Here is an 18600-nt window from a genome sequence, read left to right as displayed (position 1 = left end):
CGGTCTTCATCATGCTTTGTTCTCTGGCAGGTCCAGCTCGTGCGCGGCCAGCCGGCGTTGGCGCTCGCTTCCCTTGAATATCCTGCGCACCACCACGAAGAACACCGGCACCAGGAACACGGCCAGCACGGTGGCGGTGATCATGCCGCCCATGACGCCGGTGCCGATGGCGCGCTGGCTGGCCGAGCCGGCGCCGGTGGCGATCACCAGCGGCAGCACGCCGAGGATGAAGGCGAGCGAGGTCATGATGATGGGGCGGAAGCGCAGGTGCACCGCTTCCAGCGTCGATTCGATCAGCCCCTTGCCCTGCGCCTGCAGGTCCTTGGCGAATTCGATGATCAGGATCGCGTTCTTCGCCGACAGGCCGATGATGGCGATCAGCCCGACCTTGAAGTAGACGTCGTTCGACAGGTCGCGCAGGGTGGCGCCCAGCAGCGCGCCGAGCACGCCCAGCGGCACCACCAGCAGCACCGCCACCGGGATCGATTCGCTCTCGTACAGCGCGGCCAGCACCAGGAAGGCCGCCAGCATGGACAGCGCGAACAGCGCGGGCGCCTGCGAGCCGGAGGTTTTCTCCTCCAGCGATTGGCCGGTCCATTCGATGCCGAAGCCGGGCGGCAGCTGTCGCGCCAGCCGTTCCAGTTCGTCCATGGCCTCGCCGGTGCTGCGGCCGGGGGCCGCGTCGCCGGTCAGCTTGATGGCGGGGTAGCCGTTGTAGCGCACCAGCTGCACCGCGCCGGTGATCCAGCGCGCGTTGGTGAAGGAGGACAGCGGCACCATGGAGCCGCTGGCGCCGCGCACGTGCAGGCGCAGGATGTCCTCCGGCTGCATGCGCCGCGGCGCGTCGGCCTGCACGATCACGCGCTGCTGGCGCCCGCCGCTGGTGAAGTCGTTCACGTAGCTCGAGCCCAGCGCCACGGACAGCGCGCTGTTGATGTCGGCGAAGGCCACGCCAAGCGCGTTGGCCTTGTCGCGGTCGATGTCGAGCTGCAGCAGCGGCGCGTCCTCCAGGCCCTCGGGGCGCAGGGTTTTGAACACGGGGCTCTTGGCGGCCAGACCCATCAGCTCGTTGCGCGCGGCGATCAGCGCGGCGTGGCCCTGCGAGCTGCGGTCCTGCAGGCGCGCGGTGATGCCGGTGGCGTTGCCCAGCTCGCGGATGGGCGGAGGGCTGAGCGGGAAGACGATGGCGTCCGGGATGCCGGACAGCGCGCCGAAGGCGCGGCCGGCGATCTTCTCGGCCGCGTCCTCCGGCCCGCGCTCGCTCCAGTCCTTCAGCGGCACGAACACCAGGCCGGCGTTCTGGCCGTTGCCGGAGAAGCTGAAGCCCGCCACGGCGATGGTGCGCGCCACGCCGGGCTGCTTGCTCAGATACTCCTCCACCTTGTTCAGCACCGCCTCGGTGCGGCTCTTGGAGGCACCGGGCGGCAGCTGCACGTTGGTGATGATGTAGCCCTGGTCCTCGTTCGGCAGGAAGGAGGAGGGCAGGCGCGCGTACAGCCACGCCACCACGCCGCAGATCAGCGCGAAGATCAGCATGTAGCGGCCGGTGCGGGTCAGTATCCTCGCGATCATGCCCTGGTAGCCGGCGGCGGTGACGGCGAAGCGGCGGTTGAACCAGCCGAAGAAGCCGCGCTTCTCGTGGTGGTGGCCGGCCTGCACCGGCTTGAGGATGGTGGCGCACAGCGCGGGCGTGAGCGTCAGCGCCATCAGGGCGGAGAACACCATGGCCGACACCATGGACAGCGAGAACTGGCGGTAGATCGCGCCCACCGCGCCGCCGAAGAAGGCCATCGGGATGAACACGGCGATCAGCACCAGCGTGATGCCGATGATGGCGCCGGTGATCTGCGACATGGCCTTGCGCGTGGCCTCGCGCGGCGACAGCCCCTCTTCGCTCATGATGCGTTCCACGTTCTCCACCACCACGATGGCGTCGTCGACCAGGATGCCGATCGCCAGCACCATGCCGAACATGGTCAGCACGTTGATGGAGAAGCCGGCCACCTGCATCACGGCGAAGGTGCCCAGCAGCGCGACCGGCACCACGATGGTCGGAATCAGCGTGTAGCGGAAGTTCTGCAGGAACACGTACATCACGATGAACACCAGCAGCACCGCCTCCAGCAGCGTCTTGACCACCTCCTCGATGGAGATCTTGACGAACAGCGAGGTGTCGTAGGGGACGGTGTAGGTCAGGCCGGGCGGGAAGAACTTGGACAGCTCGTCCATCTTGGCGCGCACCAGGTTGGCGGTGGCCAGCGCGTTGCCGGTCAGCGACTGCTGCACGGCGATGGCGACGAAGGGCTTGCCGTTCAGGCGCGCGCTGATGTTGGAGTTGGCGCCGGCCATTTCGATGCGGGCCACGTCGCCCAGGCGCACCACGGCGCCGCTGCCGGCGGCGCGCAGCACCACCTTGGCGAATTCCTCGGGGGAGGTGAGCTGGCCCTGCACCACCACCGGCGCGGAGTAGGTCTGCGACCGCGGCGCGGGCAGGTCGCCCACCGTGCCGGCCGACACCTGCGCGTTCTGCGCGCGGATCGCGGCGGTGACGTCGGCCATGGTCAGCTTGTAGCCCACCAGCTTGGCCGGGTCGACCCAGACCCGCATCGCGCGCTCGGTGCCGAACAACTGGGCCTGGCCCACGCCCGGCAGGCGCTTGATCTCGTTGACGACGTTGCGGGCCAGGTAGTCGCCGATGGCGGCCGGGTCCATCTTGCCGTCGCTGGAGGAGGCGCCCACGAACATCAGGATGTTGCTGCGCGCCTTGTTGACCTGCACGCCCTGCTGCGTGACGGCCTGCGGCAGGCGCGACTCCACCCGCTTGATGCGGTTCTGCACGTCCACCGCGGCCAGGTCGGGATTGGTGCCGGGCTGGAAGGTCACGGTGATGTTGACCGAGCCGTTCGCCTCGCTTTGCGATTCGACGTACTGCAGGCCGTCGGCGCCGTTCATCTCCTGTTCGATCACGCTGGTGACCGCGTCGTCGAGCACCTGCGCGGTGGCGCCGGGATAGTTGGCGGTGATGACGATGGACGGCGGGGCGATGGTCGGGTACTGGGCCACCGGCAGCATGGTGATGGAGAGCGCGCCGCCCAGCAGGATGAAGAGCGCGATCACCCACGCGAACACGGGGCGGTCGATGAAGAATTTTGCCATTCGAGCTCCCGCCTACTTGCCGGCGCCGGCGGGCGCTGGATTCGCGCCCGGCGCCTGCCACGGCGTCGGCGTGACGGTGCCGCCCGGCTTGGCCTTCTGGAAGCCCTCCACGATGACGCGCTCGCCGCCCTTCAGGCCGGAGCTGACGATCCAGCTGCCGTCCTGCGCCGCGTCGGCCTTCACCGGCACGGCGCTGACCTTGTTGTCGGCGCCCACCACCATCACGGTGGCGCCCTCCGGGCCGCGCACCACGGCCTGCTGCGGCACCGTGATGGCCGCCTCGTCGACCGCCTGCTCCAGGCGGGCGCGCACGTACATGCCGGGCAGCAGCGTGCGTTTCGGATTCGGGAACTCGGCCCGCATCGCCACCGAGCCGGTGGTCTCGTCCACCGCCACGTCGGAGAACAGCAGCTTGCCCGATTGCGGGTAGGGCTGGCCGTCCTCGGTCACCAGGGTGACTTTCGCGGCGCCGCCGCCGTCGGCCGCCTTCAGCTTGCCGGCGGCCAGCGCGCGCTGCAGCTTCAGCACCTCGGTGGACGATTGCGTGATGGTCACGTAGATCGGGTCCAGCGTCTGCACGGTGGCCATGGGCGTCGCCTCGCCCTGGCCCACCAGGGCGCCCTCGGTGACCAGCGCGCGGCCCACGCGGCCGGAGATGGGCGCGGTCACGGTGGCGTAGCCCAGGGTCAGGCCGGCGCTCTGGCGCGTGGCGCGGGCGGTGGCCAGGTCGGCGGCGGCCTGCTTCTGCGCGGTGACGGCGTCGTCGAACTCCTGCCGGCTGACGGCCTGCGCGTCCAGCAGCGGGCGATAGCGCCTGACCTTCAGCTCGGCCTGCGCCAGGTTGGCTTCGGCCTTGGCGACGGCGGCCTGCGCGCTGTCGTACGTGGCCTGGAACTGGGCCGGGTCGATGCGGAACAGCAGGTCGCCCGCCTTCACGTCGCTACCCTCCTTGTACACGCGCCGCAGCACGATGCCGGGCGTGCGGGCGCGCACCTGCGCCACGCGCGAGGCCTCGAGGCGGCCCGGCAGTTCGGAGGAGAGGGTGAGGGTGGAGGCGGTGACGGTGTGGACGGCGACCTTGGGCGGTGGCGGCGGACCGGCCGGTTTGTCGTCCTTCTTGCCGCAGGCGGCCAGCAGCGCCAGGGTGATGATCGCGATCGCGAGAGGGGTGCGGCGAGGGACTGATCTCATGGATGTCTCTGTGTTTTCAATGGGGCAAATGCGGTGCCGGCCATTGTATATCAGAGACAATTGTAACGTTTTGTTATGAAAATAAAGCCGGCTCATGGCCGGCTCCGGGGTGCCGCCGGGTACGCGGAACGCTTAGCGCATGGCCGAAATGATCTGTTTCAGCTTGCCGGAATCGGCGCAGAAGGCGCGGATGCCCTCGGCCAGTTTCTCGGTCGCCATCGCGTCCTCGTTCAGCATGAAGCGGAAGGTCTTTTCATCGACCGACATCTTGATGATGCCGGAGGTGTTGCCGCCGTCCGCGCTCAGCTTGCGCTCGACCGGGGCGTTGGTGTCGGCCAAGGTTTGCAGCAGGTCCGGGCTGATGGTCAGCAGGTCGCAGCCGGCCAGTTCCAGGATCTGGCTGGTGTTGCGGAAGCTGGCGCCCATCACCTCGGTGTCGTAGCCGAACTTGCGGTAGTAGTTGTAGATGCGCTTGACCGACTGCACGCCCGGGTCCTCGGCGCCCATGTAGTCGATGCCGGTGCTCTTCTTGAACCAGTCGTAGATGCGGCCGACGAACGGCGAGATCAGTTGCGCGCCCGCCTCGGCGCAGGCGATGGCCTGCGCCAGCGAGAACAGCAGCGTCATGTTGCAGCGGATGCCTTCCTTCTCCAGGATCTCGGCGGCGCGGATGCCCTCCCAGGTGGAGGCGATCTTGATCAGGATACGCTCGCGCGGGATGCCGGCCTTCTCGTACAGGCCGATCAGCTCGCGGCCCTTGGCCACGTTGCCCTCCACGTCGAACGACAGGCGCGCGTCGATCTCGGTCGAGACGCGGCCGGGGATCACTTTCAGGATCTCGGTGCCGAAGGCGATCAGCAGGTGGTCGATGATGTCGCCGGTGGAGGCGGAGGGATTGTCGCGCACGGCCTTTTCCAGCAGCGGCTTGTACTCGTCCTTCTGCACGGCTTTCAGGATCAGCGACGGGTTGGTGGTCGCGTCGCGCGGCGTGTAGGCCTTGATCGACTGGAAATCGCCGGTGTCGGCAACAACGGTGGTGTATTGCTTGAGCTGTTCTAGTTGGTTCATGGCTGCGCGGAAAGTTTAAGGACTGAACGAACATTGTACACAATTCAGGTGTGTGCCCAGCACAAAGTTGGCCGCGTTTTTAAGTCGCCCAGGCGGCGCGAAATGTTTTAACATTTCGACACTATTAACCTACGCCACGGAGCCGGACCCGATGAGAATACTGACGCTGCTGCTGTTATCCACCGTCGCCGGCGCCGCCTCGGCCGACGACGCCGCCATGCTGCGCTGCCGCGCGCTCGCCGACGTGGCCGCGCGCGCCGCCTGTTACGACGCGATCCCCATTGGCGCCGCCGCCACCGCTTCCGCGCTCGCCGCGCCGGCGCCGGCGGCGCGCGAGGCTGCCATCGCGGCCTTCGGCGCGCCCGCCGCCGCCGCGAAGGAGCGGCCGTTGCAAAGCTTCGAGACCCGCATCGCCGGCAAGTTCGAAGGCTGGGAGCCGGGCCAGAACATCAAGCTGGCCAACGGCCAGGTATGGCGCGTGGTCGACGAGAGCGTCGACACCTTCGACGCCGTCGATCCGCCAGTGACGGTGCGCCGCGGCCTGCTGGGCGCGACCTTCCTCGACATCGCCGGCGCGCACCGTTCGCCGAAAGTGCGCAGGGTGCAATAAAAGTGCTTGCCAAAGCGTGGCCAATTCGATAATGTAGACATCCCCTCAACCAGTGCCACCGAACGAAAGGAGTCAACGATGATTGCTGCACGAAAGACGACTACTTCGGTGGGCCTGGAATCCCGCACGCGCAACGCATCGAGTTAACGACAGCGCCGCGTCGCCCCAGCGCCCATTTCCAAGGACCACACATGGAAATAAAGAATGGGCAAATTCATTCGCATTCTGTCCGACCGCGCATCCGTCGTGGCGTCGGACGACCTGTGGCTGGAAGGCGCTGCGCTGCAACAGCTCCAGACCACTTCCCAATTGTCCGGCATGCGCCGGGTGGTTGGACTGCCTGACTTGCACCCGGGCCGCGGCTATCCCGTCGGCGCGTCGTTCTTCTCGGTCGGCCGTTTCTACCCCGCGCTGTGCGGCGGCGACATCGGCTGCGGCGTCGGCCTGTGGCAGACCGGCCTGGTCGCGGGCAAGGTCAAGCTGGACAAGCTCGACAAGCAAATCGGCAACCTGGACGCGCCGCCGGACGACGCCGAACTGGCGCGCATGGATGGGCTGCAAGGCGCGTCGGGCGGCGCCATCGGCGACAGCCTGGCGGCGCTGGAGCGCGAACTGGCCGCCGCCGGGCTGGACGCCTCCAGCATGCGGTCGCTGGGCACCATCGGCCTGGGCAACCACTTCGTCGAGCTGCAGTCGGTGGCCGGCGTCGAGAACCAGGAACTGTTCGACGGCGCCGGCCTGCACGCCAAGCGGCTGCAACTGCTGGTGCACAGCGGCTCGCGCGGCTTGGGGCAGGTCGTGCTGCGCCAGCACGTGGACCGCCACAGCCACGCTGGCCTGGAGCAGGACACGCCGGAGGCGCGGGACTACCTGCGGCGGCACGACGCCGCGCTGGCCTACGCGCACCTGAACCGGCGCCTGATCGCCCTGCGCGTGCTGCAACGCCTGCGCACGGAAGGCGAAATGGCGCTGGACGTGGACCACAACCTGGTGACGCCCGCCGTCATCGACGGCGAGGCCGGCTGGCTGCACCGCAAGGGCGCCAATCCGTCGGACCGCGGCCTGGTGATGCTGCCGGGATCGCGCGGCGATTACAGCCATCTGTTGCGGCCGCTGCCGGCGCCGGACGCCGCCAGCCTGCAATCGCTGGCGCACGGCGCGGGCCGCAAATGGATGCGCACCGATTGCAAGGAGCGCCTGCAGCGCAAGGCCACGCCCGCGCAACTGGCGCGCACCGCCTTCGGCGGCCGCGTGATCTGCGAGGACAAGGGACTGATTTACGAGGAGGCGCCGCAAGCCTACAAGGACGTGGGCAGCGTGCTGGAAAGCATGCGCGGGGCCGGCCTGGTGGAGGCGGTGGCGCGCTTCCAGCCTTTGCTGACGTACAAAACCCGCGGGGAGTGCTGCTGATGATCTTGTTGCAATTGACGGCCAATACTGGCCCCGCGGAATGCTGCCTGGCGGTGAGGCACGCCTTGCAGGTGCTCACGCGCGAGGGCGCGAGGAGCGGCGTGAGGGTGGACGTGCTGGAGGAGGAACCCGGCCCCGTGCCGGGCACCTTCAGCTCGCTGTTGCTGGGCCTGGCCAGCAAGGAGGAAAACCAGATGGCGCGCAGCCTGGCGCGGAACTGGTCCGGCACCATGGTGTGGATATGCGACAGTCCCTACCGGCCCGGCCACAGGCGCAAGAACTGGTTCATCGGCGGGGCGGTGCACGAGGCGCCCGAGCCGCTGCCGGACAGCGAGATCCGTTTCGAAGCCATGCGCGCGTCGGGTCCGGGCGGCCAGCACGTGAACAAGACCAGCAGCGCGGTGCGGGCCACGCATATCGCCAGCGGCTTGTCGGTGAAGGTGCAGGCCCAGCGCAGCCAGTTGGCCAACAAGCGGCTGGCCGCCTCCCTGCTGGCGGGCAAGCTGGCGGCGGTGGAGGCCGGGCGCGGCCAGGCCGGGCAGGCGGCGCGCCGCGCGCTGCACACGCGGGTGGAGCGCGGCAACGCGCGCCGCACCTTCGTGGGCAAGAGCTTCATCGAGGCGTCGGGGCCGGAAGTGTTGCAAGCAAGCTCGTAAAGCAAGCCCATAACCGGGCAGGGGATGGCCGTCCAGGACGAATTGCTTGAGGGATAGAGGCGAACTATGCTAATGTCGATATCGTTTGTCACTCTATATTGATGAGTATGGCCGCGCTTCTCCGCGGTACCGGCAGCCCATGATTAAAAACTCCCTGTGGCGCGGCGGCGGCATGCCATGCGGCGATCCCCCGCCAGCCGAGGCCCGCGCGCCCGGCCGGGCATTTGCAGGCGGCGCCCGCTGGGCGCCGCTGGGCGTCGCGCTGGCCCTCGCCGCGCTGGGAGGCTGCGCGGCCAAGCGCACGGCCTACGACGTTCCGCTTGTTCCCGTCCCCCCCGTTTTCCAGCAGCACCAACAGCAAAACCCGCGGCAAAACCCGCAGCCCACCCAGCCGCCCGCCGCCGCGGAGGCCGCGCGCCCCGGCGCGCGCGCGCTGGACCAGGTGCTGCCGCAGTGGTGGCGCACGCTGGGCAGCGCCGAGCTGGACGGGCTGGTGGCGCGGGCGCTGGAGCGGAATCCGGACCTGCGCATGGCTACGCTGCGCGTGCGGCAGGCGCGGGCGCGGGCCGAGCAGGCCGTGTCCGACCAGTTGCCGGTGGTGACGGGCACGCTGCAACAGCGCCGCGAGGCCGCCGCCGGCGACGTCGGCGGCGGCGTCACCAGCGGCCGGACCCCGGCCCGCACGGTGTCCCAGGCCGGCCTGCGGGCCGACCTGCGCGTGGACGTGTGGGGCGAGCGGCAGGCCATGGCCGAGTCGGCGGACATGCAGCAGCGGCGCGCCGCCCTCCAGCGCGACGACGTCCAGCGCAACCTGGTGGCCAGCGTGGTGGGCGCCTACCTCGATTACCTGTCCTTCAACGATCGCGTGCAGGTGGCGCGCGAGACCGACATCGCCGTGTCGGACATGCTGGCGGCGGTCGAGGTGCGGCTGGACAAGGGCGACGCCACGGTGATCGACATGGAGCAGCAGCGCGCCGCCGTCTACGCGGTGAAGGCCACCATCCCCGCGCTGGAACAGCAGCGCGACGAGGCGCTGAACAACCTCAGCGTGCTGCTGGGCGCCGCGCCCGGCGCGCTCAAGCTGGAGGCCAAGGGGCTGGCGTCGCTGTCGTTCCCGGCGGTGACGCCCGGCGTGCCGTCGGCGCTGCTGTTGCGCCGTCCCGATATCCGCGTGATGGAGGCGCGCCTGCTGGCGGCCGACGCGGATCTCGATGTGGCGCGCACGCGGCTGCTGCCGTCGCTCGACCTGTCGGCGCAGGCAGGCTACGGCAGCCAGCATTTTTCCCGCCTGTTCGAGCCACAGACCCTGTTCTGGAACCTGGTGGCGAGCCTGACGGCCACCATTTTCGACCATGGCCGGCGCGACCGCGAGGTCGATTTCGCCAACGCCGTGCACGAGGAGCTGGTGGAGGGCTACGCCCGCGTCATCTACGGCGCCGTGCGCGAGGTGGACGACGCGCTCAACGCCATACGGCTGAGCAGGCAGCGGCTGGATGCCCAGCGCGAGGCGGCGCAGGCGTCGCGCCGCGCCTGGGACTACAGCCGTGAGTCCTACCAGGCCGGCGCCATCGACCACCTGCTGCTGCTCGACACGGAACGCACCTACCACCGCAATCTGGACGAGCAGCACAACATCGACCTGCAACGCTACCGCGGCCTGGTCAATCTGTTCACCGCGCTGGGCGGTGGCGTGGCGGACGCCGCGCCGTTGCCGGGACGGGGCAAGCGCCCGCAGTCCGCCGCGCAGGGCGGGGAGGTGGCCTCCGGCCCCGCGCAGCCCGCGGTCGGCGCGGCCGCCGCGCCGGGCCAGGGTTCGGCGGCGCAGGTCCCGGCTCTGGCTCCGGCCTCGGCGCCGGTGCAAGCGCAGGCCCAGGCCCCAGCCCAGGCCCAGGCCCAGGCCCAGGCTGGCGCGGGCTGGCAGCTTGAATTGGCCAGTGTGGCCGACGCGGCCGCCGTCGCGCGCGCCTGGCGCGACCTGTTGCAGCGCTTCCCCGACCTGATGGCGCAACGCCAGCTGCTCTCGCGCACCCAGCCGGGCGGCGGCGCCGGACTGAGGGTCTTCGTGGCCGGCTTCGCCAGCGGCGCCGAGGCGGAGATCGCCTGCGCCCGGCTGCGCGAGCAGCGCATCCAGTGCCAGGCCGTGGCGCCCGGCGCGGCGCCCGCGGCACCGCCGCTGGCGACGGCGTCGCCGCCCGGCTGGCTGTCCCGCGTGGCGGCGCGGGCCGGCGCGGCCGGCATGGCGCGGCCGTGATGGAGCGGCTGCCCGACAGGCGCGGCCCCGCCGGCGCGGACGACGGCGGGGCCGATCCGCAGCCGACGGTCAGGTCGCCGGCGGACCTGACGCCGCGCCAGCGCCAGATCATGGAGCTGCTGCGGGCGGGCAAGGTGAACAAGGAGATCGCGCGCGAGCTGGGCATCGGCGTCGGCACCGTCAAGCAGCACGTGGTGACGCTGTTCAAGCGGCTCAACGTCAGCAACCGCACCATGGCCGTGTCGCGCGGCATGGGGCTGGCGGACGCGCCGGCGGCGGGCGCCGAGCCGGCCACCCCGGCGCCCGCCGCCGGCGTCCTGGAGCGGCGTCCCTGCGTGCTGCTCAGCCTGGCCCTGCCGGCGCGCGCCGACGACGCGGCCGTGCGCCGCCTGCACGACTACCTGGCCGCGCTGGCCTTCGACATGGACGCGGTGTTCCTGGCGCGGCGCGGCAACGCGGTGGACCTGATCTTCGGCCTGCACCGCGTCGGCGAGCGCGACCTGATGAAGGCCATGCGCAGCGCGCGGCGGCTGCACGCCCATTTCAGCGCCCACGCCCCCATGCTGGCCGACGGCATGCACGGCGGCGTCACGGTCGGCATCGTGGTGGCCAGCATGCTGCGCCTCGGCGGCTGGTCCGGCGAGGCCATCGTCAGCAGCGCCATCGCCAGCGCGCGCGAACTGCAGGAGCGGGCGGCGCCGGGCCAGCTGGCGCTGGGCCGGCCGGTGCTGGAACTGATGCGCGCGCTGGGGCTGGGCGGCGAGGGGCTGTTCGGGCCGGGCGCCGGGCCGGGCCGGGTCGCCCTGGCCGCGCTGGCGGGCATGGACTGGCGCGGCGAGCGCCCCTCCTATCCGCTGGTGGGCCGGACGGCGGAACTGAAAACGCTGGGCGGCCTGCTGCGGCGCGCCGGCGCCGGCGAGGGCAAACTGGTGCTGCTGGAGGGCGAGACCGGCATGGGCAAGTCGCGCCTGTGCGAGGCGCTGCGCGCCTTGTGCCTGCAGGCGCAAGGCCGCGGCGCGTTCCACCGCGTGCGGCCCGACGCCGCGCAGCGCGCCGACGCCCCCGGCGCCGGCGAGGCGGGCGAGATCGTGGCGCTGCTGAACGGGCTGGCGCCCGGCGCCGGCGGCGCGCCGGCGCTGGCCATCGTCGACGACTGCCACCTGCTGCCGGGGGAGGACCGCCGTGCCGTGCTGGCCGCGGCGCGCGCCGCCGCCGGGCGCGGCGCGCTGGTGCTGCTGTCCGGCCGCCACATGGCCGAGGCGGCGGAGGCGGACGGCGGGGGGGATCCCGGCCGCGCCGTCGCCGTCACCCTGGCGCTGCGCCGCCAGAGCGCCCGCGAGATCGAGGCGCTGGTGCGCCACGTGCTGGCGCCCGAGGCGCCGGCGGCGGGCCAGGCGCAACGCATCGCCGCCGAGGCGGCCGGCGTGCCGCTGTTCGCGGTGGAGCTGGCGCGCCACCGCCACGAGGCCGGGGTCGCCCTGCCGCTGCTGGTGGCGGTGATCGCGCGCCTGGACAGCCTGCCCCTGGACCGCAAGCTGCTGCGCGTGGCGGCACGCCGCAGCCAGCCGCTGGCGGCGGCCGGCATCGCCGCGCTGCTGGACGAGCCGCCCGAGGCGATCGCCGAGCCGGTGGCGCGCGCCGTCGCCGCCGGCGTGCTGCGCGCCGGCGACGACGGCCGGCTCGATTTCGGCCATCCGCTGCTCCGTAAAATCATCGATTACCTGGCGCTTGAATGACATGACCACCACTTCCTCCACAACCGGCGCGCCGGCGGCGAAGGACGCCGCCGCCCCGCCGCGCCCCGCCTTCGCGGACAGCCCGCTGGGCCAGGTGCTGCGCTCGCCGGACCTGCGCCGCGTGGCGCCCGGCCTGGCGCTGTCGGCGCTGCTGTCGAACCTGCTGTCGCTGGGCCTGCCGCTGGCCATCCTGCAGATCATGGACCGGGTGGTGGCCAACCAGTCGCTCGAGACGCTGGCCTTCCTGGTGGGCGGCATCGTGGTGGCGCTGGTGCTGGAGGAGGTGCTGCGCACCGTCAGCTCGGTGGTCACCGGCTGGCTGGGCATCCGCTACGAGCACAAGGTGGGGCTGGCCGCGCTGGAGCGCCTGCTGCGGGTGCCGATGCGGCGCTTCCGCGCCGAGGAGGCGGGCGTGTACGCCGAGCGCATCCTGGCCAGCGCCAAGGTGGCCGAGTTCTATTCCGGACAGGCGCTGCTGGTGGTGTTCGACCTGCCGTTCGTGGTGCTGTTCCTGGCCATCATCATGGCCATCGGCGGCTGGGTGGCGCTGGTGCCGGCCGTGCTGCTGGCCGCCTTCGTGGCCCTCAGCCTGCTGTTCGGGCGCCGCCTGAGCGACCAGATCGAACTGCGCCAGGTGCTCGACGATCGCCGCAGCAGCTTCCTGGCCGAGGTGCTAGCCAACATCCACACCGTCAAGACGCAGGCCATGGAGCTCCTGATGGCGCGCCGCTACGAGCGGCTGCAGGAGGCCAACGCCGGCATCGGCGAGCAGTTGACCGGCAGCAGCGCGCGCGCCACCGACCTGGGCACCCTGTTCTCGCAGGTGATGGTGGTGGGCGTGATCTCGGCCGGCTCGGCCGCCGTGATCGCCGGCCAGATGACCCCCGGCGGCCTGGCCGCCGTGATGCTGCTGTCGGTTCGCGCGCTGCAGCCGCTGCGCCGCAGCCTGACCATCTGGCTGCGCTACCAGTCCTTCGTGTCGGCCCAGCAGCGCCTGAACGACATCATGGCGCTGCCGTTCGAGGACGGCGCCGCGCGCCCGCCGCTGCCGCCGCTGAGGCAGGGGCTGGAGCTGCGCGGCATTTCGCTCAGCCACGGCGCCGGGCGGCTGTTCTCGGACCTGTCGCTGACGGTGCCGGCCGGCCAGTGCGTCGCCATCCAGGGCGACAGCGGCAGCGGCAAGACCACGCTGCTGTCGCTGGTCAACGGGCTGGAGCGGGCCGAGCAGGGCCAGGTGCTGCTGGACGGCCTGCCCGTCGAGGGCTACGCGCCGGACAGCCTGCACAAGGAGATCGCCTTCCTGCCGCAGGCCGGGCGCATCATGGCCGGCACCATCCTGGAGAACATGACGATGTTCGACCCGTCCCTGAACCAGGCGGCGCTGGCCATCGCGCGCGCCATGGGGCTGGACCGGGTGGTGGCCGGCATGAAGGCCGGCTACGAGACCCAGCTGGGCGAGGGGCAGGGCGAGACGCTGCCCGAGGGGGTGCGCCAGATGATCGCCATCGCGCGCGCGCTGGCGCACGACCCCAGCGTGATCCTGTTCGACGAGACCAACATCTCGCTCGACATGGACGGCGACCGGCGCCTGCGCGACTACCTGGCCGCCTGCAAGGGCGTGCGCACCATGATCCTGGTGACGCACCGGCCGTCGATGCTGTCGCTGGCCGACCGGGTGTACTCGCTGGCCGACGGCCGCCTGCGCGAGGGGCGGCTGCACGAGCCGTCGCCGGCCGAGCAGGAGGCGCAGCCCGCGCCCGCGCCGGAGCGCCCGGAGCCGATGACGGACCTGGCCGCGCTGATCGCCGCGCAGTACGCCGAGCCGTCCGACCTGGCGCGCTGCCTGGCGCCGCTGCTGGCGGCGCTGGACTGGCAGGGCCAGCCGCGGCACCTGGCCGACGCGCTGCCGCACCTGGCGCGCGAGCTGGACCTGTCGGGCCTGTGCAGCGTGCTGTCCAACCTGGGCTTCCCGCCGCGCCATTTCGAGACCACGCTGGACACGCTCGACGAGCGCCTGCTGCCCTGCTTGTTCCTGGCGCCGGACACGCCGGCCATGGTGGTCCTGGGGCCGCTGCCGGACGGCGGCCTGCGCGTGTTCGACAGCGGCGCCGGCGCCGTCAAGTCGCTGGCGCCGGAGGCGCTGGGACAGCTGGGCGAGGCCTACCTGTTCCGCCAGCAGACGCCGGCCGAGGCCAAGGCGCAGCGCGGCGAGAGCTGGTTCGGATCGCTGGTCTGGCGCCTGCGCAAGCACCTGGCGCTGATCCTGGCGCTGACCGTGGTGTCGACCGCGCTGGCGCTGGCGCCGCCGCTGTTCGTCAAGACCGTGTTCGACACCGTGATCCCCAGCGGCGACATGGTGCTGGGCCAGCTGCTGACGCTGGGGGTGGTGCTGATGATAGGCCTGGACTGGCTGCTGCGCGGGCTGAAGAACCGCGTGCTGGCCTACGTGGGCGGGCGCACCGAGTACGTGCTGGGCACCGGCGTGTTCGAGCGCGTGATCTGCCTGCCCGCCAGCGCCACCGAGGGCGCCTCCAGCGCGCGCCAGCTGGAGCGCATCAAGAACCTGGAAAGCCTGCGCGACTTCTTCCTCGGCCCGCTGGTGCTGATCGCCTTCGAGCTGCCGGCCAGCCTGGTCATGCTGCTGGCGCTGGCCGTGGTCAACCCCTGGGTGGTGCTGGTGATGGCGCTGGCCATCGCCGCCTACGCCGCGCTGTGGTTCGGCACCCGGCGCTGGAACCAGAGTTCGATGGCGCGCGCCTCGCAGGCGGCCACCACGCGCAGTGAATTCATCAACGAGGTGCTGGCCAGCATGCGGCTGATCCGCAGCGCCGGCGCCGCGCAGACCTGGCTCAAGCGCTTCCACGACGTCAGCGGCAAGGCCGTGCTGGCCGCCTACCAGGACCAGCAGTTGCGCGTGCGCACCGCCGGCGCCGCGCAGATCCTGGGCATGTGCACCGGCCTGTTCGCGATGGCGGCGTCGGCCTGGCTGGCCATCGCCGGCAACCTCACCGGCGGCGCCATGGTGGCCACGATGATGATCGTGTGGCGCCTGACGGGGCCGATCCAGAACGTGTTCCTGGCCGCCAGCTCGCTGGTGCGCACCCGCTCCAACATCCGTCAGATCGAGAACCTGATGCGCCTGCCGATGGAGCGCGAGAGCGGCATCAAGCCGGTGGCGCGGCCCGAGCTGAGCGGCGAGCTGGCCTTCGCCCGCGTCTCCTTCCGCTACGCCAACGACGCCGACCCGGCCCTGCTGGGCCTGAACTTCACGGTCGAGCCGGGGCAGATGGTGGTGATCGCCGGGCCGAACGGCGCCGGCAAGTCCACCCTGCTCAAGCTGATCGTGCGGGTCTACTCGCCGCAGGCCGGCACCATCCGGCTCGACCAGCTCGACATCCGCCAGCTGGCCGCGGCCGAGCTGCGCGGCGGCGTCAGCTACATGCCGCAGAACTGCGAGATCTTCCACGGCACGGTGCTGCAGAACCTGAAGCTGGTGCACCCGGTGGCCACCGACGCCGAGCTGCGCTGGGCGGTCGACATGGCCGGCCTGACGGCCGACATCGCGGCCCTGCCGCAAGGCTTCGAGACGCGCATCTCCGACAGCCGCTCCGAGCAGCTGCCCTACGGCTTCCGCCAGCGCCTGTTGCTGGCGCGCGTCATGCTCAAGCCGGCCTCGGTGGTGCTGCTCGACGAGCCGGGCACCGGCATGGACCAGGCCGGGGAGCAGGCGCTGATCCGCTGCCTGGCCTGGCTGCGCGGGCGCAGCACGCTGCTGGTGGTGTCGCACCGGCCCGGCCACATGCGCATGGCCGACCGGGTGATCTGCATGAACAACGGCGCGGTGACGGCGATGGGACCGTTCGACAGCGTGAAGGCCAACGTGATGGCGGGACTGGGTTAATCTTGAAGAAGAACGTCATGAAGAAAATCGTGCAACAGATATTGTCGGGCCAGAGCGAACGCACCGGCATCGGCGGGCGCAAGCGGCGCCTGCTGTCGGAGGCGGCGCGCGTCGAGGAGGAACTGGTGCCGGCCTTCGTGCGCCCGCTGCTGGCGCTGGTGGCGGTGGTGGTGCTGCTGTTCATCCTGTGGGCCGCGTTCACCCCCATCACCGAGGTGGCGCGGGCGCCGGGCGAGGTGGCGCCGTCCGGCCAGGTCAAGGTGGTGCAGCACCTGGACGGCGGCGCCGTGGCCGAGATCCTGGTCGAGGAGAAGGCGCTGGTGCAACAGGGCCAGGTGCTGGTGCGCATGGACGGCGCGCAGGCCCTGTCGGACCTGCGCCAGACCGGCGTGCGCATGGTGTCGCTGCGCCTGCGCGCCGAGCGCCTCGGCGCCTACGTGGAGAACCGCGCGCCCGCCTTCGCGGCGCTGGCGGCCGACCACCCGGAGCTGGTCGGCTACCAGCAGCAGATATACCAGACCCAGTTGTCCACGCGCGACTCGGCGCTGTCCATCCTCGACCACCAGATTGCCCAGCGCGGCGACCGCCTGGCGCAGCTGCGCAAGGCGCTGACGGTGGCGCAGGAGCACCAGGGGCTGACCGGGGAGCTGGCCACCATGCGCGAGGACCTGGCCAGCCGCAAGCTGGTGAACCGCTCGGTGCTGCTGGAGACGCGCCGCGCCAAGGTCAGCGCCGAGGGCGAGGTGGCGCGCATCGGCGCCGACATCAAGGTGTCCGAGCAGGAGCTGGCCGAGATCCGCAGCCGCCGCGCCGACACGCTCAACCTGCTGCGGCGCGACGCGCTGGCCGAGATGGCCACCGTCAGCACCGAGCTGGCCGAGGTCACCGAGCTGCAGGCGCGGCTGCAGGCCAAGGTCGACCGCCTGGTGGTGCGCGCGCCCGTGCGCGGCTACGTGCAGGACCTGAAGGTGCTCACGCTCGGCCAGGTGGTGCAGCCGGGCGGGCTGATGATGCAGATCGTGCCCGACGACGTGCCGCTGGAGGCGGTGGTGCGGATCGCGCCCAAGGACATCGGCTATGTGCGGGTGGGGCAGCAGGTCAACCTGCGCGTGTCCAGCTTCGACTACGCCCGCTTCGGCTTCGCCGAGGGGCGGCTCAAGCGCGTCACCGCCACCAGCGTGGTGGGCGAGGACGGCCGGCCGTACTTCCGCGGCTGGGTCGCGCTGCCCAACCCCTACGTCGGCAACCGCGCCGGCCGCTACCAGCTGCAGCCCGGCATGGGCGTGGAGGCCGAGATCCTGACCGGCGAGAAGACCGTGCTGGCCTACCTGTCCAAGCCGCTGATGGACATGTTCTCGCGCTCGTTCCGCGAGCGTTGAGGCCGGTGCCGGCGGCATAGTTTCCACGTGGAAACTGACGGATTGTACAGCGACTATAACCTATGGCCGTGTGGAGCATTGATGGAGGGAAAGTTATACTGGGGAATCATTTAATACGCTAGGAAAAGTCATGGCTGACAACAATCAACCCGACAATGCCGCCGGCCAGCCGGCCCAGCAGGACGGGGGCGCCAACCAGCAGGAAGCGGCGCTGTTCGACGACTTGACTGTTCTCAGCCGCGGCGAGGGCCTGGGCGAGACCACGCGCACCGACATCATGGGCGCGGCCCCGGAGCGCGTCGACGGCACCGGCAACGAGAACGTCCAGGCGGACGTGCGCGGCGCCGACGAGCGCGACCGTCCTCTGCTGGACGAGGGCGCCATCGCCGACGACGGCCTCGGGGCCACCAGCGGCGCGGTGGACGGCGGCGTCGACCTGCCGTTCATCGCCACCGGAAGCACGGGCGGCCAGGTGGGCGTGCCCTTCGTCGACCAGCCGCTGCCCGCGGCCGAGGTCAACCTCGCGGCGGGCGCCGACGGCGCCGGCGGCGACGCGGCCGCCACCGCCGGCAATGTGGTGGGCACCGCCGGCGACACCGGCGAACGGTCGCTGGCCGGCGGCGCGGCGCCCGCCGAGGCGACGGCCCAGACGGCGACGGGCGGGGAGGCCGCCGCCACGGCCGACGCGCCGACGCCGACGGACAACCCGGCGCCGACCGAGACGCCGGCTCCGACGGATACGCCAGCTCCGACCGATACCCCGGCGCCGACCGACACGCCGGCCCCAACGCAGACGCCGGCGCCGACCGAAACGCCGGCGCCAACGGATACGCCCGCGCCGACCGATACGCCGGCTCCAACGCAGACGCCCGCGCCGACTGATACACCGGCCCCAACCAGTACGCCCGCGCTAACCGATACGCCCACGCCAACCGCGACGCCGGCGCCAACCGGGACGCCGACGACAACCTCGTCTCCGACGGATACGCCGGCGCCTACAGAGATCCCCGCGCCGACGGCGACGCTGGCTCCGGCGGAAACGGCCGCACCGACTGAGACGCCGGCGCCAACCGCGACGCCGGCCCCGACGGAACCGGCCGAGTCAACGGACCCGACCGAAACATCGCCTGTGCTGACGGACGCGCCGACAGCGACTGAGTCCCCAATTCCCACTGACACGCCCGCGCCAACGGGCGCCCCTGCTCCGACCGATACCCCGGCACCGACGGATACGCCGGCACC

10 protein-coding genes and 1 pseudogene are annotated in these 18600 nt (G+C 71.3%); 8 read left to right on the top strand and 3 right to left on the bottom strand.

Going from position 1 to position 18600, the window contains the following annotated elements:
* Positions 1-9: 9 nt before the first annotated feature.
* From BM436_RS20700 to tal, 3 genes are all read right to left on the bottom strand, one after another.
* Complete coding sequence (locus BM436_RS20700) at positions 10-3156, bottom strand: efflux RND transporter permease subunit (RefSeq protein ID WP_093557430.1); 3147 nt, start codon at positions 3154-3156, stop codon at positions 10-12.
* A gap of 12 nt (positions 3157-3168) precedes the next feature.
* Positions 3169-4347, bottom strand: coding sequence for an efflux RND transporter periplasmic adaptor subunit (locus BM436_RS20695; RefSeq protein ID WP_093557429.1), 1179 nt, complete (start codon positions 4345-4347; stop codon positions 3169-3171).
* A gap of 132 nt (positions 4348-4479) precedes the next feature.
* Entirely contained in the window at positions 4480-5415 is a 936-nt protein-coding gene (gene tal, locus BM436_RS20690; protein WP_093557428.1) for a transaldolase, read from the bottom strand.
* A 151-nt stretch (positions 5416-5566) separates the two neighbouring features.
* Here tal and BM436_RS20685 point away from each other — a divergent pair, with 151 nt between their 5' ends.
* From BM436_RS20685 to BM436_RS38525, 8 genes and pseudogenes are all read left to right on the top strand, one after another.
* The gene (locus BM436_RS20685; RefSeq protein WP_093557427.1) at positions 5567-6025 is read left to right on the top strand and encodes a hypothetical protein; all 459 of its coding nucleotides are present in this window, start codon (positions 5567-5569) and stop codon (positions 6023-6025) included.
* 204 nt (positions 6026-6229) lie between these two features.
* Entirely contained in the window at positions 6230-7435 is a 1206-nt protein-coding gene (locus BM436_RS20680) for an RNA ligase RtcB family protein (RefSeq protein ID WP_093557426.1), read from the top strand.
* The gene (prfH, locus tag BM436_RS20675) at positions 7435-8091 is read left to right on the top strand and encodes a peptide chain release factor H (protein ID WP_093557535.1); all 657 of its coding nucleotides are present in this window, start codon (positions 7435-7437) and stop codon (positions 8089-8091) included. Before BM436_RS20680 ends, prfH begins: the two co-directional genes overlap by 1 nt.
* Before the next feature lie 139 nt (positions 8092-8230).
* The gene (locus BM436_RS20670; protein WP_093557425.1) at positions 8231-10342 is read left to right on the top strand and encodes an efflux transporter outer membrane subunit; all 2112 of its coding nucleotides are present in this window, start codon (positions 8231-8233) and stop codon (positions 10340-10342) included.
* Positions 10342-12078: a LuxR C-terminal-related transcriptional regulator gene (locus BM436_RS20665; protein ID WP_093557534.1), complete on the top strand. Its 1737-nt coding sequence runs from the start codon at positions 10342-10344 to the stop codon at positions 12076-12078. The genes BM436_RS20670 and BM436_RS20665 overlap by 1 nt, the downstream gene beginning before the upstream one ends.
* Position 12079: 1 nt before the next feature.
* On the top strand, positions 12080-15979 hold the full coding sequence (locus BM436_RS20660; RefSeq protein ID WP_093557424.1) for a peptidase domain-containing ABC transporter: 3900 nt from the start codon (positions 12080-12082) through the stop codon (positions 15977-15979).
* A gap of 17 nt (positions 15980-15996) precedes the next feature.
* Positions 15997-17358, top strand: coding sequence for an HlyD family type I secretion periplasmic adaptor subunit (locus BM436_RS20655; protein ID WP_143133251.1), 1362 nt, complete (start codon positions 15997-15999; stop codon positions 17356-17358).
* A 130-nt stretch (positions 17359-17488) separates the two neighbouring features.
* Positions 17489-18600 (top strand): annotated as a pseudogene (locus BM436_RS38525) (hypothetical protein); the annotation flags it as partial.

This window comes from Pseudoduganella namucuonensis (assembly GCF_900116645.1).
Lineage (GTDB): Bacteria > Pseudomonadota > Gammaproteobacteria > Burkholderiales > Burkholderiaceae_D > Rugamonas > Rugamonas namucuonensis.
The sequence above is the reverse complement of the archived record's forward strand: the minus strand, read 5'-3'. Positions and strand labels throughout refer to the sequence as shown.